The organism is uncultured Sneathiella sp. (genome assembly GCF_963973085.1).
GTDB lineage: Bacteria > Pseudomonadota > Alphaproteobacteria > Sneathiellales > Sneathiellaceae > Sneathiella.
Genome location: NZ_CAXAXA010000005.1, coordinates 218,957 through 244,274 on the forward strand (window position 1 = coordinate 218,957; position 25,318 = coordinate 244,274).

The window sequence follows — 25,318 nt, forward strand, 5'->3', positions numbered from 1 at the left end:
GCACCGCAATTGCGATGCCTTCTTTTTGTTTGCTGTTGTATCAGCCTTTGGGATCGGATTTGGAATCGTAACGCTTCTGCCATTCTTCAAGGATGGCCGCGCGGTTATTCGCCGCGAACTCAAAGTCGTTGTCGATCATCTTCTCGGTCAGGTTTTCCGGAAAAAATTCGACCGGCTTGGCAACACCCGGATAAGCAACAACGGCATAGCCGGTGTTATACATCATGTTTGCTTCCTTGGTGATGGTCCAGTCGACCAGCTTTTTGGCATCTTCAATGTTGTCTGTACCGGCGACGATGGCAGTTGCTTCCATATCCCAGCCAACACCTTCTTCCGGAACGATAATTTCAATCGGAGCACCATCAGCCTTGGATTTGGCGCCGCGGAAGGCGAAAGAAACGCCAATCGGAATTTCACCGGACGCCGCCAGTTTACAAGGGGCGGATCCTGAATGGGTGTAGCGGGCAATGTTTTCGTGCAGGGCATCCATATATTCCCAGCCCCCTTCTTCACCGAACATCTGCAGCCAGCTGGAAACATCCAGGAAGCCGGTTCCCGATGAGTTCGGGTTCGGCATAATGACATGGCCCTTATATTCAGGTTTCGTCAGGTCTTTCCAGGAAGTCGGCGCCTTCAGGCCAAGCTTTTCACCTTCCACTGTATTAAAGCAGACAGATGCTACCCAGGCATCCATGCCTGTCCAGGCAGGAGGCGTGCTCTTGTCGACAAATTTCTTGTCGAGCTTTTCAACACCTGCCGGTGCATATGGCTCCAACATACCTTCCGATTTCATCAGCAAAAGGGATGTCGCGGCCAGACCCCAGATCACGTCGGCCTGCGGATTATTTTTTTCAGCCAGCAGCTTGGCAGTGACAACACCGGTGGAGTCACGCACCCACTTGATCTCGATATCCGGATGGGCCTTGTTGAATTCTTCGGCATAGCGTTTCAGGTCTTCTGCCTCAACCGCCGTATAAACAGTCAATTCGCCTGCCGTCACATTACCGGCAACCAACAGGCCCCCGGCAGCTGCCAACGCTACCTTCTTAAAGTCTATCATCGTTTCGCTCTCCCTTAGTAAGTAATTTAGAAATAACTGAAATAAACCGGCCCTTTAGGATCATATCTGATCTTTATCCGGACGATAATCTATCGGTACTCATTTCAATACTGGCGCAATGTGACAAATAGAAGAAATCTATTATACTTATAAACATATAAATTTAAACGATATTACTGTATTGCGCAAAGACGTTGGGGGCGTCGCTTTTGATGACTATAGCATTATTCTGTCGGCCATGGCAGTGAATAGGTTTTGACGTTCGTAAAGAATTTCATTGCCTCCAGCACCCCCTCTTTAACGCCATTCCCCGAATCCTTCACGCCGCCGAAAGGCGACATTTCGATACGGTATCCCGGCTGCTCCCAGATATTGACAGTCCCGACATCGAGCCCGTCCACAAATCGCGTAATCCGATCAAGCCGGTTGGTGCAAACGCCTGCGGAGAGTCCAAACGGCGTCGAGTTGGAAATTTTCATCAACTCAACATCATCATTCGGCACACGAACAATGGGGACAATCGGTCCGAACGTCTCCTCAAACACCAGATCACTGTCATGCGGAACATGGTCAACAACGATCGGCGGGAGCAAGGCCCCTTTCCGTTCCGGATGATAGAGAATTTTGGCGCCCTGCTTTTCGGCCGCGAAGACCCGGTTTTCAAAAACCTCCGCCGCCTGTTCATGAATCACGCAGCCCAGTTGCGTTTCCGGATCCTCGGGATCACCAAATTTGATTTTCTTCGCTTTTTCAAGGATATGCGGCACGATCTTGTCCGCGATACTTTCCTGAACAAGGATGCGTTTGACGGCAGTGCAGCGCTGCCCCGAATTGCCCGTGGCGCCCGCGACAGCGATTTCCGCCGCCTTGACCAGATCGCCATCACTCAGATCATCGAGAATAATCAGCGGATCGTTTCCGCCCAGTTCCAGCGCGAGGCGCTTGTACCCCGCCTTGGCGGCAATCATCTTGCCGACGGGGACACCCCCGGTAAAGGTAATGATATCAATCTGCTCATTAATGATCATCTCTTCGCCGATGTCCTTCGGCCAACCGGTCACGACCTGAAACATCTCCGGCGGTAACCCCGCCTCATAAAGGATATCCGCAAGGGCAATCGCCGTCAGCGGCGTCTGCTCAGTTGGTTTACAGACAACACAGTTATTCGTGGCGATCGCCGGGGCAATTTTGTGGGCCACCATATTGAGCGGATGATTAAACGGCGTGATCGCTGAAATCACATTCACCGGCTCCCGCTTGGTATAGATTTTACGGGCTTTCCCGTGAGGAGTCAGATCGCAGGAGAAAATCTGCCCGTCATCGAGAATAGCGAGCTGCCCCGCGAGCGTGAAAACGTCATAGGCACGGCCGGTTTCATAGAGCGCATGCTGCTGACAGATGCCGAGCTCCAGCGTGATCACATCCGCCAACTGTTCCCGCCGCTGACGGATAAGCTCTGCTGCCCGCAGAAGAATCTGCTGTCGTTCATACCGGGTGAGTTTGGGTTTGTATCTTGCTGCTATTTCAAATGCCTCTCGCGCATGCTCTGCGGTGCCGGCAGGCACCGTTCCAATCACTTCATTGGTGTAGGGATAACGAACCTCGACAACATCCTTTGTCGTGACCTTTCGGCCACCGATCCGCATCGCTTCCTTGCGGATTGAACGTGCCGCTTTTCCTGCCGTCATCTGGTTCATTTTGCAAAGGCCGTCGCGGCGGCGCGCGTTACATAATAATACGCATCATAGTTATGCAGCTCCGGCGCCTCCGGCAAATCAGGTATTGCTACATTGGAAATAAAGGGAATAACCTGCTCGCTTAATCCACCGTGGGAACGCAGCGGTACATCCAGGGCCGTAAGGTCATGCCGGTCCGCCGACGTGCCCAGCACCTGATTCTCTCCCGAAACAATGACGATATCCCCGATCCGGTCCGCAGGCAGGTCAAAGCGCGCCGCGGCGGCTTCCCGGTCCAGCACGAGATCGATACCTTCCGTCGCCTTTATTTTTTCTATCACGGCCATCTTGTCCACATCCGGCTTCAGATAGGCCGTCGCGAAAGAACCAAGCGCTCCATGATGCACCACATACGGATCCGTAATGGGCAGGATGACCCGCGCAGCGCCCTCCCCGATCGACTTATCCAACAGGTCCTGCAAATATATCACATCCGGCGTTCCGTCCGACTTGTGCTTGGCTTTCATACCATGATCGGCCGTCACGATAATCGCCGCGCCGAGGGAGTCGAGCTTCGTAAGATAGGAATCAAACATCTCGTAAAAGGCATTGGCGTCCTTTGTGCCCGGCGCGGCCTTATGTTGGACATAGTCCGTTGTCGTGAGATACATCAGGTCCGGCATGAAGGACGTCATCAGCTTGACACCTGCGTTAAAGACATATTCGGAAAGCTCCGCAGAGTAGACACTCGGCACCGGGATATCGAGTTCTTCCGATGCATTATCAACGCCATGTTCCTCCAGTGTTGTGGTATTGGACTTCTCCGTCGAAAAACAGATTGCCCTTCCCTCATCAAACTTCAGGCCATTCCCCAAAAGTGCCCGGAGCTTGTCCTTGGCGGTCACAATGGCAATGCGGGCACCGGCGTCATAAAAGCTCTTGAAGATTGTCGGCACGCGAAGAAACTTCGGATCATTCATCATCACTTCTTCCCCCGTATCGGGGTCGAGAAGGAAGTTTCCACAAATACCATGCACGGCAGGAGGCTGGCCCGTCGCAATCGACATATTGTTGGGATTGGTGAAACTCGGGATGACGCAATGGGCCAGATGCATAGTGCCTTTTTCCCGAATGCGCTTCATCGTCGGCATCACCCCGGCCTCAATCGCCGCATCGATATAGGCAGGCTCGCATCCATCGAGGCAGATGACAACCGCTGTCCGGCCCGGAAAGGGATAGCTCCGGTCATTTACGGTAATATCATTTCGCGACATTTTATTCATGGATCAAAAAACTCCAGTTCTGAGAAAGTCTATGCGGCCAGCCTGGCGCGTTCCTTCAAGGCAGATTCCGGCGGACAGGCACTGTCTACATTCATTTCGGCAAGCGATTCACGGGCGGCCACCACGACCTGGCGCATAACATGCTCGTCCAGACGGCCGATACAGCCGACCCGGAAACTGTCTACCACCGTCAGCTTGCCCGGATAGATGATAAAGCCCCGCCCCTTCATCAGGTCGTAAAATTGTGGAAAACTAAAATTTGGATGGGCGGGATTGAAAAAAGTGACAATGATCGGCGACAGCCAGCGATCCTTGAGCAGCGTCTCAAACCCCAGATCCCGCATTCCCGCCACCATGACATCCCGGTTCCGTTCATACCGTGCGAGCCGCCCGGGAGCGCCACCTTCCTGCTCATGCAGGTTCAGCGCCTCCGTAAAGGCAGCGACGGTATGCGTTGGCGGTGTAAAACGCCACTGTCCGGTTTTCTTGAAATTAACCCATTGCTGATGCACATCAAGGCTGAGGGAATGACTGTTTCCCGCCGCAGCTTCCAATGCCGACTTGCGGGCGATAATAAAGCCGAATCCCGGCACGCCTTCGATGCATTTATTAGCGGAAGATACCATGGCTTCAAACTGCGTCTCGCGCACATCTAATGGCAGTGCGCCAAATGCACTCATGGAATCGATCAGCAATTTACGGCCCGCCGCAGCAACAACTTCGGATATTTCCTGTACGGGATTGAGAATGCCGGAGCTGGTCTCGCAATGTACCAACACAACATGGGTAATTGCGGGATCGTTCGCCAGGGCCGCCGCCACTTCGTCACCGCGCGGCGGCATGTAATCGCCCTTGTCAATCACCAGATGATCGCGCCCGAGATACCGCAGTGAATCAACGATCCGCTTTCCATAAGCCCCGTTCACAAGCACCAGTGTCTTGCTGTCCCTGGCAAGAAAGGTGCCGAGCATCGCCTCGACGGCGAAAGTGCCACTGCCCTGCATCGGAACACAGTCAAATTCCGTGCCGCCGTCTCCGGCAATGGCTAGCAGTTTCTGGCACATGGCCGCCGTCATCGCCCGGAAGTCTCCGTCCCAGGAACCCCAGTCTTTCAGCATGGCCTGTTTGACTTTCAGGGACGTTGTAAGGGGACCGGGCGTCAGCAGGTAAGGCTCCCCCATATGCGGAGGAGGAAACGCCACATTCGACACCTTGTCATGATCCACTGCCATTGCTCCAAGCCCTTCCAGGCAAAAAATTTCAGAAGTGATCCAAAACGTAATCCCCAACGTAATATTTGTAAAATCGTTATTTAAAATTGACATATAAATTAAAACGATATTTTATAGAGCCTGAAGAAACTTCGGGTTACAGGTATTTTGGGTTATATTTTCGATCGGACTAAATATGCGATATGTTCAGTTACGCGCCTTTCATAATGTCGCCATCCATGGCGGATTTTCACGCGCAGCCGAGGCCCTGTCATTAACCCAGCCTGCCGTTTCGGATCAGGTAAGAAAACTAGAGTCCGAGTATGACGTTTTGTTGTTCAGCCGGCAAAAAAAGCAGATTACCCTTACGGATTTCGGGAAAAAGCTGCTTGAGATTACACACCGCATGTTTGATGTGGAGGATCAGGCACATGTCCTGCTATCGGAATCGCGGGCTCTAGGTTCTGCCAAACTGCGGATCATTGCCGATTCCGTGCAGCATCTGAATCCGGTACTGGGGCCATTCCGTCAGAAATATCCGGGCGTGTTCATTTCCGTCAGCACAGGAAACACGACCGAGATCGTTGATAAGCTTTGTAGTTATGAGGCGGACATCGGTGTACTTGGCGAAATCCCCGAGTCCCGAGAATTTGAGGTTATCAAATTGAGCTCGACTCCGATTATTGCCTTTGCCGCGAAGAACAGTCCGGCGGCGAAACTGACCTCCATTTCCCTGCAGCAACTGGCCCAGCAACCCTTGGTCCTTCGGGAGAAAGGCTCGAAAACCCGTTACAAGCTAGAGCAGATTGCCGCCTCCGAAGGCATAACCTTGACACCGACGATTGAAGCGGTCGGACGCGAGGCGATCCGGGAAATCGTTGCGAGCGGCGCCGGCATCGGCATCGTCTCGGAAGCGGAGTTCGGTCATGATGAACGGCTTTGCAAAATCCCCATTTCCGGCTGCAAGCCTCTGATGGACGAGGCGCTGATCTGCCTCAAGGAGCGCGGAAAAGGCAATCTGGTGAGTGCGTTCATGAAAATGACGCGGGACCGGCTAAAGTCGGTGGCGGCTTAATCTGTTGCCGCCCTGCCTACAACCCGTTGCAGCATCGGCGCATAATACTCGAAAGGCCTGGTTTTCTTGCCCGGCACCTTGGCTTCGTCATCCCATTTGCGAACCTGCACAATTGCCTCGACATCACCATTGCGAGCAAATCTCTCTGCCGCCTCCGGCGTCATCGGGCCACCCTGCAGCTCGAGGCTGAGAACGGACGCATCTGACAGTTTGGCAAAATAATCCGGATCCGTCGCGCAAAGATACCTCTTTGCCGAAACATGATGGCGCACGCAATCTGTTACCATCTTCGGAAAATACGGGGCGATAACTGCGGCCCCTGCCCGGTCATGATGACTGTCGATGCCCAGTTCGGCTGCATTATCCGGAAATTCATTAGTAAAATGCCCGATATCATGCAGCAGCGCGGCAACAATCAATTCCTCACTCGCGCCTGCCTCTTCGGCCAACTGCGCACTCTGATACATATGCTCTGATATCGTAACGGGTTCGCCCAGATACTCCTCCGCCCCGCGCCGTTCGAAAATTCCGGCGATAAAATCGACAACATTGTCCTTGGTTATTTCGGAAAAGTCGAGTTTCGTCATCGCTAGCTCTCTACTCAAAATTCATTGTTTGATCCGCTTCATCGACGGATCGACAAGCGGTTTTAGATGCACTTCGCAGGGAACACGGGTGAGCGCTACATCCAGCTCATATGTACCATCCAGCACAAAATCCACGTCAACACCCACTGCACTTCGAACATATCCATAGCCGATGGATTTTGCAATTGTGTGACCATAGCCGCCGCTGGAAAGCCAGCCTACCCGCTCCCCATTGCGGTAAATGGTTTCCCGCCCGAGCAGGACAACATCCGGATCATCCACAGTGAAGCAAGCAAGCATCTTCCTGACGCCATCTCTCTTCTGAGCCTCAATGGCGGCGCGGCCTTTGAAATCACGACCGGCTTTAAGCTTGACCGCCCAGCCGAGCCCGGCCTCAAGCGGTGTGTGGTCGGGTCCGATATCCGATCCCCATGCCCGGTATCCTTTTTCCAGCCGGCAGCTTTCAATGGCACGGTAACCGGCATTTGCGAGCCCGAATTCCCGCCCCGCAGCCATCAACATGTCATACACCGTTCCTGCCTGTTCGACCGGCAGGTGCAGCTCCCAGCCCAGTTCCCCCATATAAGTAATGCGCAAAGCACGGATGGCGCATCCAGCGATGGTTATGGTCTTGAAGCTGGCAAACGGGAATGACTTATCGGACACATCATCGGCAGTTACTACCTCAAGGATTCTCCGGGCATGCGGCCCCATCAGGGACAAGACAGCCATTGTCGGTGTAATATCGATAAGCTTTGCCTTCATGCCGGGCGGGATGTTCCGTGAAATCCAGTTAAAATCATGCGTGGCAAAGCCGGTTCCGGTTACGATGTAATATTCCTCCGGACCGATCCGCGCCACCGTGAGATCGCATTCAATTCCGCCATGGTCATTGAGCATCTGCGTATAGATGAGCGAGCCATCGGGCTTCATAACATCATTGGCGGCAATCCAGTCCAGCGCCACCTCCGCGTCCGGGCCTTTCAGGGTGAATTTTGCAAAAGAGGTCTGATCTATCAACACAGCCGCCTCCCGTGCCGCGCGATGCTCCCGCGCGACGGCGTCAAACCAGTTTGGCCGCCCGAAGCTATACTGATCCTTCGGTGCCTCCCCTGCCGCAAGATCGGCAAACCAGTTCGGTCGTTCCCATCCCAGCTTTTCCCCGAAACAGGCTCCAGCCGTCTTCAATCGCTCATAGAGCGGAGACGTCCTGTTCGGCCGACCGCTGGCATGTTCCTCATGCGGCCAGGCCATGGTGTAATGCTTGCCATAGGCCTCAATGGTGCGGGTGCGGACCCAGTCCGTGTCGAAATGCACACGACCGAAGCGCCGGATATCGACAGCCCAGAGATCATATGGCGGCTCGCCTTTTGTAACCCATTCGGCAAGCACCATCCCCGCCCCGCCGCCGGAGGCAATCCCGAACGCATTAAAGCCTGCTCCGACAAAAAAGTTCTTCAGCTCCGGTGCTTCGCCCAGGATAAAGTTTCCATCCGGCGTAAAACTCTCGGGCCCGTTCACCAGTTCCTTGATCCCCGCCGTTTCAAGCGCTGGCACCCGGCCAAGCGCGAGTTCCATCATCGGCTCGAAATGATCGAAATCGGATGACAGCAAGGTATAGTGAAAATCCTCCGGTATACCGTCCACTGCCCAGGTCATCGGGTTCGGCTCATACCCGCCCATGACGAGGCCACCCACCTCCTCCTTATAGTAAGTGAGCCGATCCGGATCGCGCAATGTCGGCAGATCACGCGGCAGATCCTTGATCGGTTCGGTGATGATATACTGATGTTGAAGGGAGACCAGCGGCACATTCACGCCGAATCGTCCCGCGAATTCGCGTGTCCATTGCCCGGCGCAGCAAACGACGATTTCACATTCAATAAATCCTCTATCCGTTTGAACACCCTTTATTTTTCCGTCTTCGATCTGGATATCAAAAACGGCAGTATCCTCAAAAATCGATGCTCCGGCCATCCGCGCACCTTTTGCCAGCGCCTGAGTTATATCAGAGGGGTTCGCCTGCCCGTCCGTTGGCAGATAGGCACCGCCGATCACATCGTCGACCGTCATGACCGGCCATAGCGCCTGCGCCTCAGAGGGCGAAAGAAGCTGCATTTCCAACCCGAAGGACTGCGCCGTTGTCGCCTGTCGCTTAACCTCTTCCCAACGCGCCTCGTTACAGGCAAGGCGCAGCCCACCGTTCATCTTCCATCCGGTTCCAAGGCCGGTCTCTTTCTCCAGTCGGTCATAAAGATCAACGGAATAGCCAAGAAGCTGAGTGATATTGGCGTTGGAACGGAGCTGACCGACCAGCCCGGCCGCATGGAAGGTCGTCCCGGAGGTGAGTTTCTTCCGCTCCAGCAGGACCGTATCCGTCCAGCCGAGCTTCGCCAGATGATAGGCGGTCGAGCAGCCGACAATGCCGCCGCCGATCACAACGGCTTTTGCAGTTCTGGGAAGTTCTTTCATGAATGTCTCTTATATCTGGCGGAATTCGTCATAGGCCTGTTCAAATCTTTTTATATTTTCTTCTGTATAGGCGGCATAGTCAAAACTGAGCTCGGACATAATTTCAGAAACCATGCTCCACATGGTCTCCCGCAGGAGAGAGGCCGCCTTCATCGCCATAAACTGTCGCCACAGCGCGATATCCAGGGGCGCGCTGAAATAGCTTTCCAGAAGACCTCTTTGCATCTCTTCGGAAAAACCGTTATTGGAGGCCAGCCCGCCAAGATCAAACAGCGGGGTATTAAATCCGGCGTAATCCCAATCAATGAGCCAGAGCCGTTTTCCGTCATCGAGAAAATTCGCCGCCAGCAAATCATTATGCCCGAAGATCGTTTCCGAAACTCCAGCCGCTTTTTCCAGACCGGCCGCAATCTTGAGCAGTTCAGGCAGCTTTTTAATATACTGGCTGCCCTCCCTTTTAAGAGTTTTTCTGTAATCCTGCAGAATGGCGAAAACGTCAAAATTCATTGACGGCCCATCCAGATGCTCCGGAATTCGGCTATGGGCCGCATGTATAAGAGGAATGATTCTCTGAAGGTATCCAGATGTCCGGACATCGTCTTCGGTCAGGGTTATCCCCGCGATATAATCGAGAACCAATATGCCCGGCTCCGCATACAGGACTTCCGGGGAAACGCCTGCCGCATGGGCCGCCCGGCTCGCTGCCAGTTCGTTTGCCCGATAGACATGGTGATGTGGGATATCCGAGCCGAGTCGCACCACGGCGCGGCGTTTTGAATCTCTCACCAGATAATTCCGGTTGGTAAGACCGCCGTCGAGCGGTTCCATCCGGATGCGCCCCACCCAGATCGGGAGTTTTGATATTCTTGTCTCCTCCGACGACATGCCATCCATCTATTTCACAAAACTGTCACAGTACTATCACCGTTCTGATACCGAGGAGCCATAATTTTCTTCCCGACGCAAGAATCACAGAGGGGAGAATGAACATGGTGGCCATTTCCGTCAGGAACCTGGACAAGACATTCGGTGCGAACAAGGCACTAAAAAATGTCTCCGTAGAACTTGGCGAAAAGGAAATGGTGGCGCTGATCGGTGCCTCAGGCTCTGGAAAATCCACCCTCATTCGACATATTGCCGGACTGGTTGTCAGTGACAAGGGTCGCGGTGAAATCAACGTATTTGGCACGGCCATCCAGAAAGACGGGACGCTTGCTAAGGGTGTGCGCAAACATCGCCGGGAAATCGGCGTTGTTTTTCAGCAATTTAACCTTGTCGGGCGGTTGACGGTTCTGACGAATGTCCTGATGGGTGTCCTTGGTGTGGCACCGAGCTGGCGGACCCTCCTTGGTATTTTCACCATGGAAGAAAAGCAAAAAGCCATGAATGCACTCGGGCGCGTGGGTATTGCCAGTCACGCCTCACAACGATCCTCCAATCTCTCCGGCGGACAGCAACAACGGGCCGCTATCGCACGTACAATCGTGCAGGGCGCCAAACTGATCCTCGCGGATGAGCCCATTGCTTCCCTCGATCCCGCGTCATCGCGGAAGGTCATGGACAATCTGGCGCATGTGAACCGCGAAGACGGTGTCACCGTCCTGGTGTCCCTGCATCAGGTCGATTATGCCATCAAATATTGCCCCCGAACCATTGCAATGCGGGAGGGCGAGGTCGTATTTGACGGCCCGAGCCACCTTCTCACACCCGAATTCCTGCAGGAAATATATGGCGCCGAAAGTATTGAGCTTCTGTCGCCCGAAGAACAACGCCGCAAGGCAGAGAGCAAGAGTGCCGACCAGCCCGCCCAGCCAAAAGCCGACGGTGATCTGGTTCTGGCCTACGCAGCGAGGTAGCAGCCTCACCCAATAACCGTCTGTCAGTAACAACCTTTCAGGCATTTTTCTCATGGAGACGACTAGATGATACGCAAATTCCTATCTGCCGCCGTAATTGCGGCGACAACCCTGACAGCCACAGCCGCCTTTGCCGACTTCAAGCCATTGGAGGGCGATCCGGAGGAAATCAATTTCGGAATTATTTCCACAGAATCGACGTCCAACCTGAAAGAGCAGTGGCTCCCCTTCATGGCGGATATGGAAAAAGCGCTTGGCCGTAAAGTAAACGCCTTTTTTGCTCCCGATTATGCCGGTGTTATCGAGGCCATGCGCTTTGGCAAGGTGCAGATCGCCTGGTTCGGAAATAAATCCGGCATGGAAGCCGTGGATCGCGCCGGTGGTGAAGTCTTTGCCCAGACATCCAAGGCAGATGGGACGCAAGGATATTATTCCCATATCATCACCCATGCCGATAATGACAAGATCAACAGCCTTGAAGATATTTTCAAATGTGACCAGTCCTTGAACTTCGGGATTGGCGATCCGAACTCGACGTCCGGCTTCCTGGTGCCGACATATTATGTTTTCGCCAAAAATAACGTTGATCCGAAGAAATGCTTCAAAACCGTCCGCAACGCCAACCATGAAACCAACCTGATGGCCACCGCCAACAAGCAGGTCGATATTGCCGCCAACAACTCTGAGCAGATTGGCCGTTCCCAGCTCAAGGCACCGGATGCTGCCTCAAAAATCAAGGTGATCTGGACATCCCCGCTTATTCCTTCAGATCCAATGGTTTATCGAAAAGATCTCTCGAAAGAACTGAAGTCGGAGATCAAGGGATTTTTTCTTTCCTACGGTCGTTTCGGTGACACTGAGGCTGCAAAGGAAGTTCTTGCCAATATTAGCGACGGACAGGGCTTCTTCATGGAAAGCAACAACACCCAGCTTTATCCGATCCGTCAGCTCGCCCTGTTCAAGGACAAGATTAAGATCATGAATGCGGCAGGCGCTTCCGCAGAAGAAAAAGAAGAAAAGGTCTCAATGATCGACAAGCAACTTGCCGATCTTGATATCATGGTCGCCAATCAGTAACCCGGTTGACTGGATTTCGGGCGTCGGTTCCTGCCGACGCCCCTTTTCGTATCTACCTGCAGAATTATCTGCATAAACCGCCAAGGGCCACCTCATGACAACCGTGACGCACCGCCACTCCGATCCGCAAACGCCCCCTCGTGACCTTAAACGCTCTGTCGTTTCCCTCATTGGATGGGCTTTATTTTTCCTGCTGCTTGCCTGGTCGTGGGAGGATGCGGATATGCGTCCCATGGATCTGTATAATGATGCCGGCAATATGGCACAGTTTGCGTCGGGCTTTTTCCCGCCGGATTTCACCGAGTGGAAGATGTATGTCTCTGAAATTATTATTACTTTTAAGATAGCTGTTTGGGGAACGGCGCTCGCCATTCTCTTTTCCATCCCCTTCGGTATTATGTCGTCGGAGAATATTGTCCCCTGGTGGATATGTCAGCCGACGCGGCGTCTTATGGATATGTTTCGGGCGATTAACGAGATGGTATTCGCGATGCTCTTCGTCGTCGCCGTCGGTCTCGGACCTTTCGCGGGCGTTCTGGCGCTCTGGATACATACAACCGGCGTTCTGGCTAAACTGTTTTCCGAGGCGGTCGAATCTATCGACCCCCGCCCTATTGAAGGCATAAGGGCGACCGGCGCAAATGCCCTTCATGAAATCATTTACGGTGTCATTCCGCAGGTGCTGCCGCTCTGGATTTCCTACTCCCTCTATCGGTTCGAATCCAATGTCCGTTCCGCAACCGTACTTGGTATTGTGGGTGCAGGCGGGATTGGCATGCTGCTTTGGGAGTATATCCGCGGTTTTTATTACGCAGAAACCGCCGCTGTTATGATCCTAATTATTGTCTCCGTCAGCCTGCTTGATCTATTGTCGCAGAGATTACGCAAACTCGTCACCTGAGCAGATTTTGAAAATGTCCGAGGATTTTAAGCGGTACGCCCTCTATTTCGCGCCCGAGAGTGGATCGCGTCTTGCCAGACTCGGCAATCATTGGCTTGGTACCGACCCCGAAACGGGCAAAGAGCTGGACTGGCCGCAAATTGACGGAATCAGGCCGCAGGATATCGTGAATATCACAAAAGCCCCGTCCCGCTATGGCTTTCACGGCACATTGAAACCTCCGTTCTTCCTTCGCGAAAACCGCACCGTTTGGGAACTCGACCTCGAAGTTCAAAAATTGGCAGCGCAAATCGCGCCTTTCGATGTCGTCGATATGGTCGTCCGTCCGCTTGGTGATTTTCTGGCCATCGTTCCCATGCCACCGGTTGAAGCTCTCAATGAGTTAGCCGATCGTTGCGTGAAGGAACTGGATGATTTCCGGCAGCCCGCGAGCGATGAGGAACTTGCGCGCCGCAGAAACAATCTCACCCCGCGGCAAGAAAACCTTCTCACACAATGGGGGTATCCATATGTCATGGAGGAATTCCGGTTCCATATGACCCTGACAGGCCGTCTCGGATCCTCTGAGCGCGCCACATTAGAGAAAAAACTGACAGACTACATGGCCCCGGCTTTGGTAACGCCGGTTACTGTTCGGGATATTTCCCTTTTTGGTGATCCCGGAGATAGTAAGCCGTTTCGCCTGCTGAAACGCTATCCGCTAGGGGGTGGCGGCCAGATCACGGAACTTTAGCGCCCGCAGCAACGCTGTCACTCCGTCCGCAACTGTTCCGCTGTTTTCGATTATGACGGCCCCGTCGATATCCGAAATTTCCGGTGCCTGCCGGCTCAGGCGCGCTTTTATCTCCGCCGCGCTTTCCCGGCTTCGAAGGGACAAACGCGCCGCAAGCAGCTCTTTCGGCGCCGTAACAACAACGATGCGGGCGGGCGAAAACAGTTTCCGGGCCTCCACAGCGATCTGTCGGGAAACATTGGCAATGACATGCCGACCCTTCTGCCGCTCCACTTCATATGTCATCGGGATACCGTATTTAAGGCCATGCGCCTCCCAGGAGAGAGAGAACGCTCCGTCCTCCAACAGCCGGTTAAATTCGTCAGGGCTTACGCTTTCATGATCTTCATAATCGGGCTCGCTTGGCCGGGTTATAACGCGGCGGGCAAAGACATAGCGGTCATCCCCGTGCAGCTTTTCCCGTGCCCGGTCGAGCAAGGTATCCTTGCCTGCCCCACTTGGCCCGACAACCAGAAAGAGTATCCCGACCTCAGCCAATGCGTCGTCCATTTGCCCAGACACCCCGAATGACGGGATGATGCGGTGTGTGATGGACATGCACCAGATCAGCCCTCTTGCCCACGGCAATCTCGCCACGATCCGTAAGGCCGATACTCTCGGCCGGTGTCTTGCTGATAAGGCGAATGGCATGAGGCAGCGTGATATCTTCAATCTCGTCGACGAGCTGGAGCGCACTGAACAACAAGCTGTGCGGCACATAGTCACTCGATATTACGTCGAGATAGCCAAGCCGCGCCAATTCCCGGGCCGACACATTGCCTGAATGTGATTTACCCCGCACGATATTCGGCCCTCCCATCAAGACTTGCAGTCCGGCATCATGAGATGCCTTTGCCGCTTCTACGGTTGTCGGAAATTCGGCAACCCGGATGCCATCTTCCACCGCTTCCGTCACATGGTCAACCGTCGCGTCATCATGGCTGGCGAGAACGATATCATGGAGCCGGGCAAGCTCGACAACAAGCTTCCTGTGCTTCTGGCTGTGACGCGCATGATCAAGCTGGCGACTAGCAATAAAAGCCTCCATTTCATCGTCGGAAAGGCCATATTTCCCCTGATAATAGGTGTAATAGGCATCTAGACTGACAAACTGGCGCTGTCCCGGTGTATGATCCATGACAGACAGCATCCGGATATGCGGATTCCCGATTTGACGATCAAGCACGGCCGGCAGATCGGGATAACTCACCTCGCACCGCAAATGCAGGAAATGCTCCGCCCTGAGGAGGTTTTTGGCCTGCGCCTCTCCAATCCCGTCGATCATGTCGTTGAGCCGCGCCATGCGGGCACTGCCCTGATTAACATCGCCCAGCCCCATGGCGTCGAGTACAGTTGTAATCCCGTTCATTGCCATCTGGCCGTCATGCGCGATAACGGCAGAAACCGGCGGCCATTCCGCCTTGGGTCGCGGTGTCATATGCTTTTCAAGATTGTCCGTATGGAGTTCGACGAAACCCGGCATCAGATAATCACCTTCAAGATCAATTGCCGAGCCATGCCGGGAATGGTCCCTGTCTATAGCGGTGATAACGCCGTCCCGAACCGCCAAGGTACCTTCAACAACCTCATCGGCAAGGACGAGCCGGGCATTGGTAAAAATCTGCTCAGCCATCATTTACAGCCCTGAACTTGGTAATTTCAAACTCGGACGTACAAACGGCATCCCGGACATCCTCATCATGGAAAATGCCGATCAAAGCCGAGCCGCGCTTTTTCGCCTCCGATATAAGATCGAGAACGACGGCGCGGTTACCCGCGTCCAGCGATGCTGTCGGCTCATCGAGTAGCATGATCGGATAATCGGCGACAAAACCGCGAGCGATATTGACCCGCTGCTGCTCCCCGCCGGAAAATGTGAGGGGCGAAAGGGACCAGAGCGCTTCCGGTATGTTCAGGCGCGTCAGCATGACGGCCGCCCTGTCGCGGGCTGCCTCAACCCCGATCCCCATAGCTTTCAGCGGATCCGCAACGATATCAAGGGTTGCGACACGCGGAATGACCCGCAGAAACTGGCTGACATACCCCATGGTTCGGCGGCGGACATCCAGGATTGTATGCGGCGCAGCACTCACCATATCAACCCAGTCCTCGCCATGACGCACTCGGATTATACCTTCCTGACAGATATAGTTCGCGTAGATCATCCGCATGAAGGTGCTTTTGCCGGCGCCAGACGCCCCCGTGAGCGCAACACAGTCGCCTTTTTTCAAGGCAAAATCGATATGTTCGAAAACCGGGATGACGGTGCTGTCCTGGACATGCAGGGTAAAGCTTTTACCGACATTCTCCGCTCTCAGCATTTCCATGGGTTTATGCTCCTAAACCTGCAGTATTGAGGAAACGAGTAGCTGGCTGTAGGGGTGCTGCGGATCATCCAGCACCTGATCCGTAAGGCCGCTCTCAACAACCCGACCGCCCTGCATCACCATCAACCGGTGTGACAAAAGCCGGGCGACAGCGAGATCATGCGTCACGATCATGACCGACAGCCCAAGATCGGAGACAAGACCCCGCAAAAGGTCCAGAAGGCGCGCCTGCACCGAGACATCAAGGCCGCCGGTGGGTTCATCCATGAAGACAAGACGCGGCTTGGAGACAAGGTTGCGGGCGATTTGCAGCCGCTGCAACATGCCACCGGAGAAAGTCAAGGGGAGATCATCCACACGATCATCATCAATTTCCACCTTTTCGAGCCAATTGAGACCCGCCTCCCGAATTTCTCCATAATGCCGCCACCCAACGCCCATCAGACGCTCTCCGATATTGGCGCCCGCACTGACCGACATCCGAAGCCCATCGCGTGGATTCTGATGGACGAAGGCCCAGTCCGTTCGCATGAGAAAGCGCCGTTCGGGCTCTGTCATCTTGTATATATCGCTTCGATCGTTCAGCCGTGTCTTGTATGAGACCCGACCACCACTCGGCTCTAACTGCCCCGAAACCGCATTCAGTAACGTGGATTTTCCTGACCCGGATTCTCCGACTACGCCCAAGACTTCGCCGGGAAACAGATCAAAGCTGACATCCCGACAGCCAACACGGTCGCCATATTTTACGGTAAGGTTTTCGACCGTCAAAAGTGAATTCATCGTCATTACTCCGTCACCTCCCGCGGTGCTCTCTCCGTATCGGGAGACTGCGAACCGCTATACCCCTGCTCCTGCCGCGACTTGCAATAATGACTGTCAGAGCAAACGAACATCCGCCCGCCCGCATCATCCAATATCACTTCATCCAGAAAGCTCTCCGTCTCGCCGCAAAGGGCGCAAGGTTCCTCCCATTTCTGGATGGTGAAGGGATAATCCTCAAAATCGAGACTGACGACCTCGGTATAGGGCGGTATCGCATAGATGCGCTTTTCCCGTCCCGCCCCGAACAGCTGCAGCGCGGGCATATTATTCATTTTCGGGTTGTCGAATTTCGGGGTTGGTGACGGGTCCATCACATATCGCCCGGCAACATTTACCGGATAGGCGTAGGTTGTCGCAATATCCCCGTGGCGGGATATATCCTCGTACAGCTTCACATGCATCAACCCGTATTCCTCCAGCGCATGCATTTTTCGTGTCTCGGTTTCCCGGGGTTCCAGAAACCTGAGCGGTTCCGGTATCGGCACCTGATAGACCAGTATCTGGCCATCGGTCAGCGGTGTTTCGGGAATGCGATGACGGGTCTGGATCAGACTGGCCTTTGCCGTATCCTCAGTCGTTTCAACATCGGTCGTCTTTTTGAAGAAATTGCGGATACTGACGGCATTCGTCGTATCATCGGAACCCTGGTCAATGACCTTCAGGACATCCTCCGGACCGATCACGGCCGCCGTCACCTGTATTCCGCCGGTCCCCCATCCGTAGGGCATCGGCATTTCACGGCTGGCGAACGGCACCTGATACCCCGGAATGGCAACCGCTTTCAAAAGGGCGCGGCGGATCATTCTTTTTGTTTGCTCATCCAGATAGGCAAAGTTATAGGCGGCATTCTCAAATTTGCTCATAATATTATTCCGCCGCCTCCAGTGTTTCCTGATCTCTCAGCGCGTTTGAACGCAGCCGCCGCACCAGCTCCAGTTCCGACTGAAAATCAACGTAATGCGGCAGTTTGATATGCTCGACAAAGCCGGTCGCCTGAATATTATCACTATGGGAAAGGACGAACTCCTCATCCTGCACAGGCGCGTTCCTTTCCTCGCCAAGTTCTTCTGCGCGTAAGGCCCGGTCCACCAGCGCCATGGCAATTACCTTGCGCTCACAATGACCAAAGGCGAGGCCGTAGCCACGTGTAAATTGCGCCGGTACTTTTTTGGAGCCCTGAAACTGGTTCACGGTCTCGCATTCGCTGACCAGAATGTCCCCGATCTCGATCGCAAAGCCGAGTTCTTCGGGAACGAACTCAACGGCGACATGGCCAATACGGATTTCGCCGACAAAGGCATGATTGCGGGCGTAACCGCGCTGCGTTGAATATCCGAGGGAGAGAATGAAGCCTTCATCGCCTCGCGCCAGATTCTGTAGTCGCAAGTCCCGGCCTGCCGGAAATTCAAGCGGCTCCCGTGTCAAATCGCCGACGGATTGGCTGTCGCTGTGGTCATCAGGAGCGGCTGTCTCGATCAATCCCTCTTTATTCAAAAGCTCAAGCACGCGGGGAATGTCTTCCTCAATCGGTACTTCCGCCTGTTTGGCGCTTCCCGTCTCCAGTCCTTCCGCTGCCAGGGCGAAATCAAGAAGCCGATGAGTATAATCAAATGTCGGCCCCAGTATCTGTCCGCCCGGCAAATCCTTGAACGTCGCGGACACCCGGCGATCCAGCGCCATTTTGGCTGTGTCAATCGGCACGCTGTATCCAAATCTCGGCAATGTGGTCCGGTAGGCGCGGATTAGGAAAATCGCCTCGATCAGGTCCCCCCGCGCCTGCTTGATGGCCAGCGCGGCGAGCTCCGAATCAAACAGGGATCCTTCCGCCATGACCCGACTAACCGCGTGGCTCAATTGCTCTGCGATCTGCTTCAGGCTGAGCTCTTCAACAGCCGGATCACCTCGCCGCTCCTCGGCCAGATAGCGATGCGCATTCTCGATGGCTTTCTCTCCACCCTTGACCGCCACATACATGCTTAAACCTCTACTTTCGTGCTGCGCGGCAATGCCGCAAGTTGGCTATCGCTGGTGAATATCCAGTCAAGCCCGCGCGGAAAGAGTGTCTGATTGATTGCGACGCGCGACCAAAGGGACGCTGGCTGCTCTTCCACGCAAAAGCGGCGCGGCTTATCGAAACCCGGTCCGGAGAATAATGGTCCCTCGCCTTCAATCAGCCCTTCACTTTCCAGAATGACCGTTGCCGAGCGATCCGGATATTCCGCTGATCCCAGCGACAGTTCTTCCGTGATGCTGAGGTCCCGCTCGACCGACATCACGGCAAAGACGGCTTGTTCCGGATCATCAAGGATCGGGCAGCCCGCGTGAAAGCGCAGATAAGCCCGCGCCTCCGCCGTATCGCATTCCGGCGCAAGCCAGACCGGCGTATCCATATCGCCAAGTGTGAGCAAAACAGCCACCGTTCCAACGCTCAATCCACACGGTGGACTGATGGAAACTGGCAAGGAATGAATTTTCGCCGGTCGGGACATGGCATCCAGTACGACACGAAAGCAGGCGGTGGCATCCAGCACGCTATTTTCGAAACCGCCAGATAAGGGCGCTGTCTCTGATGTCCTCATGCCAAGTCCTCACCGCGCACCATCGTGTAGAAATCCACCTTCGTCGCGGCGGCCTTTCTTGACCGCAATTCCCGCGCCCCGTTGAACTTATCGTCAAGTGGCTGAATAACGCGGGCCTGGATTTCACCCCAACCCGGAGAGCTTTGCATGAGGGCGTCAAACGCCGCGGCAAGCTCCGCATGACGCCGGTCCCGGCCCATGACATAGGCATGCCCCACAATCCCTTCCGAAAACCGGACGGCACATCGGGTCACGGTCATCTCGCCAAGATTGAACCGCTGGCCGGTCCCGCCGGCGCGGCCCTGTGTCATCACAAGGCCGGTTTCAGGCGGGCGCAAGAAAGAGTAGTCAACGCCCTCTCCTTCTCTTACCCAGTGATCTTCAAGATCGTCCACGCTCGCCCGGGCGAGAACACCCATCCAGTGACGCCGCGCTTCCTGATTGTTTTCGGTATTTCCCTCGGACACACATCCCCCTCACCGGAGACGCTCCGGCGATTTCTTCCATTGTGAGGGGGATAGTAAGAGAGTTATGTGTCGTAACAGGAACAGATTTGTGAACTTTACATGACAGCGTCAGCTGCCTTGCAGCACCCCGAGGCCTTTGCCAAGGATAGGTCCTGTCGGCTTGCCCGTAGGAGAGCCGCCAAGCGGTTCAAAGGTCACTTCATACAGCTGTTGCTGTTTGGGCGCGGGTAGGCTTGGTCCGTCCACAACGGCGGGCTGGACGCCCGGCAAGACACCGAGCGAGACCGGGCCGGTTTCCGGTGACGGCAGCGTCCAGAGCTGCATGGTTTTACCAGTCGGCACTTCGACATCCGAGACGAACCTGATCTGCGCTTCGGAGTTTCCGTAATCCTCGACAATTGCCTGCGCGACACCGTTGGCGTCCACCAATACGGCAACGATGACCGGCTCTGGCCGGTTTAACGGAAGATAGCTGCCGATAATAATTCCGATAATGGTCGCGGCAATCGCGGGCCAGAGGCCCTGTTTCGACAACCAAGGCGATTTCTTCTTACTGGCGGTCATCGGCACCACCTTTGATGTTGCGGACGCGGCTTCCTGCTCCGGCCCGAGCGCCTGCTTCACTTCGTCCGCGAAACCTTCCCTCAACGTCTCGCTGGTTGCGCTGAGATCCAGCGGCAAAAACCAGTCCTGTGATTCTCCGACCGCTTTTGCGAGGTCAGGATTCGTTTCCATTTCCACCTCAACGGCCTCGGCCTCCATCGGTTCAAGCAGGCCAAGGACATATTCGTCGGCAAGACGGGCAATTTCGTCTTTGTCATTGATCATGACAGGCACCCCCTCAAAGACACCAGACTTCGCCGGACCCAGGACTTTACCGTCCCCACCGGAACTTTAAGTCGCGCGGAAATTTCGCCGTGGGAGAAACCGGCGACATGCGCCAACAGAATCGCTTCCCGTCCGGAGGCATCGAGGGACGCAAGACAGTCTTTTAATCTTGTCGTTCCCGGTAATATCTCCCAGCCTTCCAGCGTGACACTCTCCTGGCGGGCGTCCTGCATCATCGTCAACTCATCCGGGGGCAAGGCCGTCAAACGTGTCTCGTCGCGCAGAATGTTGCGGCACCGATTACGCAATATCGTATAGAGCCATCCCTTTGCCGAACCGGTCTCCGCCCGGTATTGAGAGGCCTTGCGCCAGACTTGCACCATTGTATCCTGCACAGCCTCTTCCGCGAGATCGCGGCGCGTCAACATACGCATGGCGACCCCAAGTAATCTGCCGCCTTCTTCGCTCAGGATCATATCGATGCCCCGGTTGTCACCCGCCGCGCAAATGCCAACAGCCTCTTCAACAGAGCAAATTTCAGAACTGGCGGCTTCGGTCACATCAATATCCTAAATTGGAAAACTCTCTACATCTCAGCCTTTAATATGCACCAAAATGCCCCAGTAAATTCAAGAAAAAATAAAAAATTTATTTTTTTGCATCCAAAACCGTCGCTGCCGTGTCTTCAGGTTAGAGCCGTCGAAAAGCGTCGCTCTTCCGTGATCAACAACTGAACTACAGAAAGGTTCTCACATGTTACGTTTGACACTTGCAACTTCCGCAGCTCTTGCATTCTCAATTTCTGCGGTTGCGGCCGCCCCCGCAATCGGCCTGGTTGGCGATAAAACACTGGTTATGTTCGATACGGACACGCTTACTGTCTCCGGCACCATGGATGTCACAGGCGTTGACAGCCTTGTCGGCATTGATCTTCGTCCGTCCAACGGCATGCTGATCGGAGTGACCCCGGACAACACCGTTGTCACAATCGACACAATGTCCGGCGCCGCAACTGAGCTTTCTAAAATGGACAAGGCCCTTCCCATGAATGGCGGCCCCGTCATTGTGGACTTCAATCCGGCCGCAGACAAGCTCCGCTACATGTCCGGCACGACGAACCACCGCGTTAATGTCGATACAGGTGCCGTCACTGTCGATGGCAGCCTTGCCTATCAGGAGGGTGACATGCACAAGGACGAAATGCCGGAAATCGCCGCTGCCGCCTATATCAATAGCTATGGCAAGCCGGAGAAAACAGCCATGTATGACGTTGACTCCAAAATCGGCGCCCTGATCCGCCAGACATCCCCCAATGACGGCACGCTTGCTGCAATCGGTAAGTTCGGCTTTGACGGTTCCGGCGCTTACGCATTTGATGTCCAGACAACATCGGACATGAAAAATACAGCCTGGCTCGTGAACCAGAACACCCTTTACAGTGTTGATCTGGAAACCGGCAAAGCGGACAGCAAAGGCATGATTGAAGGAGCCTCCAGCGAAATCCGCGATATTACGATTCTCCCTAAGATGTAATCATCCGCTACTTTCGTCCAGGCGCGGCCTTCGGGTCGCGCCTTTTTTAATGTCCGGATGCCTCTGGACCGTATTCCGCTTTGACTGCCCATCCCTTTTCACTATAACCGGACCTCCATATATCAAGCAGGCAGGGCATTTATGACGACGGGTTCCGGAAAAATTGTGGCGATTGTCGGCGCGGGCCCGGCGGGACTGATGGCCGCGCAGGTCCTGAGCCAACATTCTTCCCTCGAAATACATCTTTTCGACCACAAACCATCGGTCGCCCGTAAGTTCCTGATTGCGGGACGTGGCGGGCTAAACCTGACGCATTCCGAGAACATCGCGCAGTTCACTCAAAAATATGAGGAGAATTCGGGCCGGTTTTCTGCGTATCTCAAACGCTTTTCACCTGGGGACATGATCAGCTGGGCCAAGGCGCACGGCATTGAAACCTTCACGGGGACCAGCGGCCGCATCTTTCCAACGAGCCTGAAAGCGACACCCCTTTTGCGGGCCTGGCTAACACATCTTGATCAGCAGAAGGTGCAGTTTCACCTTAAGCATTCCTGGATCGAGACCAAAGAAAACAAGATCCTCATTTTCCGGACCGCAGAGGGAAAAACCCTTGAGTTTGACGCCGATGCCGTTCTCTACGCCATGGGAGGCGGCAGTTACGGACATCTTGGTTCCGACGGGGCATGGATCGGCCCGATGCGGGAGAAGGGCGTCGAAATTTCTCCGCTACAACCCAGTAATTGTGCCTTTAATGTTGATTGGAGTGATTTCTTCCTAGGTAAGTTCGAGGGAGCCCCGCTCAAGAACATCCGGCTTTCCTTTCAAGGGCGAACTGTTCCCGGCGATCTTGTCATTACCAGAGCAGGCCTTGAAGGCAGCGCCATCTATGCCCTTAGCAAGCCCTTGCGTGAAGCTTTAGAAACAAGCAATTCTGTCACGCTGGAACTGGATGTGAAACCCGCTATATCGGAAGAGAAAGTTGCCCGGCAGATTTCCGTTCCCCAGGGCAAAATGTCCCTCTCGAATTTCCTTCGAAAGAAACTCAGGCTTTCGCCGCTGCATATTGCCCTGCTCCATGAATTCATGCCCAAATCCGACTTCACGGACCCCGACAAACTCGCAAAAGGAATAAAGGCCCTCCCCGTTCCCCTCGTCGGCATGCAGGGGATCGCTCGCGCCATCTCATCCGCAGGCGGCGTGAAGTTTGAAAGCCTCACTGACAAGCTGATGATTAAAGGCACGAGCGGGCAATTTGTTGCGGGTGAAATGCTGAACTGGGAAGCACCGACGGGAGGCTACCTTTTACAGGGATGCTTCGCCACCGGGGCTGTCGCTGCGGATGGAATTGTCGACTATCTTGGTGCCATCTAAGCAACTATCACCGACAATAGAGAAATTGCTCTCCTACTTGACGCCTGTGTCATGCACGTGAGCATCTCCCAACTGCAACAGCGGTGCAGCATCTATGTCTGAGGCATCCAGCATCGCGGCGACCCGTTGCAGGGAGGCGATCAACATTGTCTTCTCCCAAACGGCCAAAGGTTCGAACTGCTCAGCAAACCGCTGATGCAGGGCTTCCGGCGCCTGGGCCAGAGCCTCAGTTCCGGCATTAGACAGGCTGACGAAGACTTTCCGCTTGTCGCTGGTGCCTCGCGTCCGCTGTACATACCCCATCGCATCGAGACGACTTACGATCATGGTCACCGTGGCCTGGGCCATGTGCACGCGCTCCGTAATTTCGCCAACTGTCAGTTCGGGTGATTCTTCAAGGGCCTGCAAGACAATCAATTGAGACGTCTTCAATCCTGTTGCAACCCTGAGGGCTTTTCCATGCAGTTCTGTCGCTCGCAAAATCTTGCGAATAGAGACAAGCGCTTCGTTCAGCTGATCCATATGCGTTATCCTGTGCGGGTTGCGGGCACTGTCCGGGAACGATACATAGCTCAAAATTGATGAATCATCTTCCATAAATTCTGCAGTAGCGAAATTTCAATCAAATATCAATGTATTTATATTACCCATTACCGGAGAAACCGGCCCATATAGTAGCTTTAAACACACGATAATAAAATAAATTATTAATTTTTGGTGACTTGGTTGACATGAGAGCGATGGCTGGTTATGTCATACGCAAGAAAATTATATTGTAAATTGATATAATAATATGAGGGAAGTTAAGTACGATGAGTTCAACGAAAGACCGTGACCCAGAAATTATTCTCAGGCGCCCGTCCCCCGAAGACGGCGTTGCCATCAATGACCTGGTGGAGAAGTGCAAGCCTCTCGACGAAAATTCTGTCTATTGTAATTTGCTGCAGTGCTCACACTTTAGCGAGACCTGTTCCCTGGCGGAAATTGATGGGGAGGTCGTCGGTTTTGTGTCTGGCTACATGATCCCCGAAGATGAAGAAAGTCTGTTTGTCTGGCAGGTCGCTGTCTCACCTGACGCACGGGGGTTGTCTCTCGGCAAACGCATGATCTTCGATATCCTGCATCGCTCCTCGGCAAAAAAGGTAAAATATATCAAGACGACGATTACGCCCGATAACAAGGCGTCCCACGGTGTCTTTAAATCGATCGCCCGGGAAATGGGCGCTGACGTAGACAGAGATGTCCTGTTCGACGAGGAAGAGCATTTCGATGGTCAACAAAATACGGAAATGCTTTGGAATATCGGACCGTTCAAGCGGGCGGATATAATGTCGGCACTCTCCAGCGCGGCATAAAAACCGGAAACATCCTATTATTTAGTCAAACTGAGCGGATGCATCCGGTACCCGGATCGCAGC

The 25,318-nt window shown here is 54.2% G+C and carries 26 protein-coding genes; 8 read left to right on the forward strand and 18 right to left on the reverse strand.

Going from position 1 to position 25,318, the window contains the following annotated elements; genetic code table 11:
* Positions 1-40: 40 nt before the first annotated feature.
* From AACZ19_RS14050 to AACZ19_RS14065, 4 genes are all read right to left on the reverse strand, one after another.
* Positions 41-1,060, reverse strand: a complete 1,020-nt coding sequence (locus tag AACZ19_RS14050) for a putative 2-aminoethylphosphonate ABC transporter substrate-binding protein (protein WP_339635028.1) — start codon at positions 1,058-1,060, stop codon at positions 41-43.
* A 224-nt stretch (positions 1,061-1,284) separates the two neighbouring features.
* Complete coding sequence (gene phnY / locus AACZ19_RS14055) at positions 1,285-2,757, reverse strand: phosphonoacetaldehyde dehydrogenase (RefSeq protein ID WP_339635030.1); 1,473 nt, start codon at positions 2,755-2,757, stop codon at positions 1,285-1,287.
* A complete protein-coding gene (phnA, locus tag AACZ19_RS14060; protein ID WP_339635032.1) occupies positions 2,754-4,019 on the reverse strand; it encodes a phosphonoacetate hydrolase in 1,266 nt (421 codons plus the stop codon). The genes phnY and phnA overlap by 4 nt, the downstream gene beginning before the upstream one ends.
* 29 nt (positions 4,020-4,048) lie before the next feature.
* Positions 4,049-5,251 carry a 2-aminoethylphosphonate--pyruvate transaminase gene (locus tag AACZ19_RS14065; RefSeq protein WP_339635034.1) on the reverse strand — a complete coding sequence of 401 codons (1,203 nt, stop codon included), beginning with the start codon at positions 5,249-5,251 and terminating at the stop codon, positions 4,049-4,051.
* A gap of 175 nt (positions 5,252-5,426) precedes the next feature.
* Between AACZ19_RS14065 and AACZ19_RS14070 the strand changes: the two genes are divergently transcribed.
* On the forward strand, positions 5,427-6,305 hold the full coding sequence (locus AACZ19_RS14070) for a LysR substrate-binding domain-containing protein (RefSeq protein WP_339635036.1): 879 nt from the start codon (positions 5,427-5,429) through the stop codon (positions 6,303-6,305).
* Here the strand turns inward: AACZ19_RS14070 and AACZ19_RS14075 are convergent.
* The 3 genes from AACZ19_RS14075 to AACZ19_RS14085 are packed head-to-tail and all read right to left on the reverse strand — an operon-like array spanning position 6,302 to position 10,249.
* Entirely contained in the window at positions 6,302-6,892 is a 591-nt protein-coding gene (locus AACZ19_RS14075; protein ID WP_339635038.1) for an HD domain-containing protein, read from the reverse strand. The genes AACZ19_RS14070 and AACZ19_RS14075 overlap by 4 nt on opposite strands.
* A 21-nt stretch (positions 6,893-6,913) precedes the next feature.
* A complete protein-coding gene (locus AACZ19_RS14080) occupies positions 6,914-9,364 on the reverse strand; it encodes an FAD-dependent oxidoreductase (RefSeq protein ID WP_339635040.1) in 2,451 nt (816 codons plus the stop codon).
* 9 nt (positions 9,365-9,373) lie between these two features.
* Positions 9,374-10,249, reverse strand: a complete 876-nt coding sequence (locus AACZ19_RS14085) for a phosphotransferase (protein WP_339635042.1) — start codon at positions 10,247-10,249, stop codon at positions 9,374-9,376.
* Between the two features lie 104 nt (positions 10,250-10,353).
* On the opposite strand from AACZ19_RS14085, the gene phnC reads away from it, so the two are divergent.
* The 4 genes from phnC to AACZ19_RS14105 all read left to right on the forward strand — a co-directional run bounded on the left by phnC (position 10,354) and on the right by AACZ19_RS14105 (position 13,931).
* On the forward strand, positions 10,354-11,220 hold the full coding sequence (phnC, locus tag AACZ19_RS14090; protein WP_339635044.1) for a phosphonate ABC transporter ATP-binding protein: 867 nt from the start codon (positions 10,354-10,356) through the stop codon (positions 11,218-11,220).
* A 66-nt stretch (positions 11,221-11,286) separates the two neighbouring features.
* A complete protein-coding gene (gene phnD / locus AACZ19_RS14095) occupies positions 11,287-12,297 on the forward strand; it encodes a phosphonate ABC transporter substrate-binding protein (protein ID WP_339635046.1) in 1,011 nt (336 codons plus the stop codon).
* Between the two features lie 94 nt (positions 12,298-12,391).
* Entirely contained in the window at positions 12,392-13,198 is an 807-nt protein-coding gene (gene phnE / locus AACZ19_RS14100) for a phosphonate ABC transporter, permease protein PhnE (RefSeq protein ID WP_339635048.1), read from the forward strand.
* 13 nt (positions 13,199-13,211) lie between these two features.
* Positions 13,212-13,931, forward strand: a complete 720-nt coding sequence (locus AACZ19_RS14105; protein ID WP_339635050.1) for a DUF1045 domain-containing protein — start codon at positions 13,212-13,214, stop codon at positions 13,929-13,931.
* Here AACZ19_RS14105 and phnN read toward each other — a convergent pair.
* From phnN to AACZ19_RS14155, 10 genes are all read right to left on the reverse strand, one after another.
* Positions 13,899-14,480, reverse strand: a complete 582-nt coding sequence (phnN, locus tag AACZ19_RS14110) for a phosphonate metabolism protein/1,5-bisphosphokinase (PRPP-forming) PhnN (protein ID WP_339635052.1) — start codon at positions 14,478-14,480, stop codon at positions 13,899-13,901. The two genes, AACZ19_RS14105 and phnN, sit on opposite strands and share 33 nt — an antisense overlap.
* On the reverse strand, positions 14,461-15,603 hold the full coding sequence (locus tag AACZ19_RS14115; RefSeq protein WP_339635054.1) for an alpha-D-ribose 1-methylphosphonate 5-triphosphate diphosphatase: 1,143 nt from the start codon (positions 15,601-15,603) through the stop codon (positions 14,461-14,463). Before AACZ19_RS14115 ends, phnN begins: the two co-directional genes overlap by 20 nt.
* Entirely contained in the window at positions 15,596-16,297 is a 702-nt protein-coding gene (phnL, locus tag AACZ19_RS14120; RefSeq protein ID WP_339635056.1) for a phosphonate C-P lyase system protein PhnL, read from the reverse strand. The genes AACZ19_RS14115 and phnL overlap by 8 nt, the downstream gene beginning before the upstream one ends.
* 12 nt (positions 16,298-16,309) lie before the next feature.
* The gene (gene phnK, locus AACZ19_RS14125) at positions 16,310-17,080 is read right to left on the reverse strand and encodes a phosphonate C-P lyase system protein PhnK (RefSeq protein WP_339635058.1); all 771 of its coding nucleotides are present in this window, start codon (positions 17,078-17,080) and stop codon (positions 16,310-16,312) included.
* Positions 17,081-17,085: 5 nt separating this feature from the next.
* On the reverse strand, positions 17,086-17,985 hold the full coding sequence (locus AACZ19_RS14130) for an alpha-D-ribose 1-methylphosphonate 5-phosphate C-P-lyase PhnJ (protein WP_339635060.1): 900 nt from the start codon (positions 17,983-17,985) through the stop codon (positions 17,086-17,088).
* Positions 17,986-17,989: 4 nt separating this feature from the next.
* Positions 17,990-19,096: a carbon-phosphorus lyase complex subunit PhnI gene (locus AACZ19_RS14135; RefSeq protein ID WP_339635062.1), complete on the reverse strand. Its 1,107-nt coding sequence runs from the start codon at positions 19,094-19,096 to the stop codon at positions 17,990-17,992.
* Between the two features lie 2 nt (positions 19,097-19,098).
* Entirely contained in the window at positions 19,099-19,701 is a 603-nt protein-coding gene (phnH, locus tag AACZ19_RS14140; protein ID WP_339635064.1) for a phosphonate C-P lyase system protein PhnH, read from the reverse strand.
* Positions 19,698-20,168, reverse strand: coding sequence for a phosphonate C-P lyase system protein PhnG (gene phnG, locus AACZ19_RS14145; protein WP_339635066.1), 471 nt, complete (start codon positions 20,166-20,168; stop codon positions 19,698-19,700). The genes phnH and phnG overlap by 4 nt, the downstream gene beginning before the upstream one ends.
* Before the next feature lie 108 nt (positions 20,169-20,276).
* Entirely contained in the window at positions 20,277-20,996 is a 720-nt protein-coding gene (locus tag AACZ19_RS14150; RefSeq protein ID WP_339635068.1) for an anti-sigma factor, read from the reverse strand.
* On the reverse strand, positions 20,993-21,556 hold the full coding sequence (locus AACZ19_RS14155) for a sigma-70 family RNA polymerase sigma factor (RefSeq protein WP_339635070.1): 564 nt from the start codon (positions 21,554-21,556) through the stop codon (positions 20,993-20,995). The genes AACZ19_RS14150 and AACZ19_RS14155 overlap by 4 nt, the downstream gene beginning before the upstream one ends.
* A 193-nt stretch (positions 21,557-21,749) precedes the next feature.
* Here AACZ19_RS14155 and AACZ19_RS14160 point away from each other — a divergent pair, with 193 nt between their 5' ends.
* Positions 21,750-22,529, forward strand: a complete 780-nt coding sequence (locus AACZ19_RS14160; RefSeq protein ID WP_339635072.1) for a DUF4394 domain-containing protein — start codon at positions 21,750-21,752, stop codon at positions 22,527-22,529.
* Between the two features lie 141 nt (positions 22,530-22,670).
* A complete protein-coding gene (locus AACZ19_RS14165; protein WP_339635074.1) occupies positions 22,671-23,900 on the forward strand; it encodes a TIGR03862 family flavoprotein in 1,230 nt (409 codons plus the stop codon).
* 33 nt (positions 23,901-23,933) lie between these two features.
* On the opposite strand, the gene AACZ19_RS14170 is transcribed toward AACZ19_RS14165, so the two are convergent.
* Positions 23,934-24,422 carry a MarR family transcriptional regulator gene (locus AACZ19_RS14170; RefSeq protein ID WP_339635076.1) on the reverse strand — a complete coding sequence of 163 codons (489 nt, stop codon included), beginning with the start codon at positions 24,420-24,422 and terminating at the stop codon, positions 23,934-23,936.
* 290 nt (positions 24,423-24,712) lie between these two features.
* On the opposite strand from AACZ19_RS14170, the gene ectA reads away from it, so the two are divergent.
* Complete coding sequence (gene ectA, locus AACZ19_RS14175; RefSeq protein ID WP_339635078.1) at positions 24,713-25,255, forward strand: diaminobutyrate acetyltransferase; 543 nt, start codon at positions 24,713-24,715, stop codon at positions 25,253-25,255.
* Positions 25,256-25,318 lie beyond the last annotated feature (63 nt).

What these genes read in the sequence shown, in the direction of transcription:
- AACZ19_RS14050 (WP_339635028.1), bottom strand. Translation starts at nt 1,060, where the DNA reads ATGATAGACTTTAAGAAGGTAGCGTTGGCAGCTGCCGGGGGCCTGTTG.
- phnY (WP_339635030.1), bottom strand. Translation starts at nt 2,757, where the DNA reads ATGAACCAGATGACGGCAGGAAAAGCGGCACGTTCAATCCGCAAGGAA.
- phnA (WP_339635032.1), bottom strand. Translation starts at nt 4,019, where the DNA reads ATGAATAAAATGTCGCGAAATGATATTACCGTAAATGACCGGAGCTAT.
- AACZ19_RS14065 (WP_339635034.1), bottom strand. Translation starts at nt 5,251, where the DNA reads ATGGCAGTGGATCATGACAAGGTGTCGAATGTGGCGTTTCCTCCTCCG.
- AACZ19_RS14070 (WP_339635036.1), top strand. Translation starts at nt 5,427, where the DNA reads ATGCGATATGTTCAGTTACGCGCCTTTCATAATGTCGCCATCCATGGC.
- AACZ19_RS14075 (WP_339635038.1), bottom strand. Translation starts at nt 6,892, where the DNA reads ATGACGAAACTCGACTTTTCCGAAATAACCAAGGACAATGTTGTCGAT.
- AACZ19_RS14080 (WP_339635040.1), bottom strand. Translation starts at nt 9,364, where the DNA reads ATGAAAGAACTTCCCAGAACTGCAAAAGCCGTTGTGATCGGCGGCGGC.
- AACZ19_RS14085 (WP_339635042.1), bottom strand. Translation starts at nt 10,249, where the DNA reads ATGTCGTCGGAGGAGACAAGAATATCAAAACTCCCGATCTGGGTGGGG.
- phnC (WP_339635044.1), top strand. Translation starts at nt 10,354, where the DNA reads ATGGTGGCCATTTCCGTCAGGAACCTGGACAAGACATTCGGTGCGAAC.
- phnD (WP_339635046.1), top strand. Translation starts at nt 11,287, where the DNA reads ATGATACGCAAATTCCTATCTGCCGCCGTAATTGCGGCGACAACCCTG.
- phnE (WP_339635048.1), top strand. Translation starts at nt 12,392, where the DNA reads ATGACAACCGTGACGCACCGCCACTCCGATCCGCAAACGCCCCCTCGT.
- AACZ19_RS14105 (WP_339635050.1), top strand. Translation starts at nt 13,212, where the DNA reads ATGTCCGAGGATTTTAAGCGGTACGCCCTCTATTTCGCGCCCGAGAGT.
- phnN (WP_339635052.1), bottom strand. Translation starts at nt 14,480, where the DNA reads ATGGACGACGCATTGGCTGAGGTCGGGATACTCTTTCTGGTTGTCGGG.
- AACZ19_RS14115 (WP_339635054.1), bottom strand. Translation starts at nt 15,603, where the DNA reads ATGGCTGAGCAGATTTTTACCAATGCCCGGCTCGTCCTTGCCGATGAG.
- phnL (WP_339635056.1), bottom strand. Translation starts at nt 16,297, where the DNA reads ATGGAAATGCTGAGAGCGGAGAATGTCGGTAAAAGCTTTACCCTGCAT.
- phnK (WP_339635058.1), bottom strand. Translation starts at nt 17,080, where the DNA reads ATGAATTCACTTTTGACGGTCGAAAACCTTACCGTAAAATATGGCGAC.
- AACZ19_RS14130 (WP_339635060.1), bottom strand. Translation starts at nt 17,985, where the DNA reads ATGAGCAAATTTGAGAATGCCGCCTATAACTTTGCCTATCTGGATGAG.
- AACZ19_RS14135 (WP_339635062.1), bottom strand. Translation starts at nt 19,096, where the DNA reads ATGTATGTGGCGGTCAAGGGTGGAGAGAAAGCCATCGAGAATGCGCAT.
- phnH (WP_339635064.1), bottom strand. Translation starts at nt 19,701, where the DNA reads ATGAGGACATCAGAGACAGCGCCCTTATCTGGCGGTTTCGAAAATAGC.
- AACZ19_RS14150 (WP_339635068.1), bottom strand. Translation starts at nt 20,996, where the DNA reads ATGATCAATGACAAAGACGAAATTGCCCGTCTTGCCGACGAATATGTC.
- AACZ19_RS14160 (WP_339635072.1), top strand. Translation starts at nt 21,750, where the DNA reads ATGTTACGTTTGACACTTGCAACTTCCGCAGCTCTTGCATTCTCAATT.
- AACZ19_RS14165 (WP_339635074.1), top strand. Translation starts at nt 22,671, where the DNA reads ATGACGACGGGTTCCGGAAAAATTGTGGCGATTGTCGGCGCGGGCCCG.
- AACZ19_RS14170 (WP_339635076.1), bottom strand. Translation starts at nt 24,422, where the DNA reads ATGGATCAGCTGAACGAAGCGCTTGTCTCTATTCGCAAGATTTTGCGA.
- ectA (WP_339635078.1), top strand. Translation starts at nt 24,713, where the DNA reads ATGAGTTCAACGAAAGACCGTGACCCAGAAATTATTCTCAGGCGCCCG.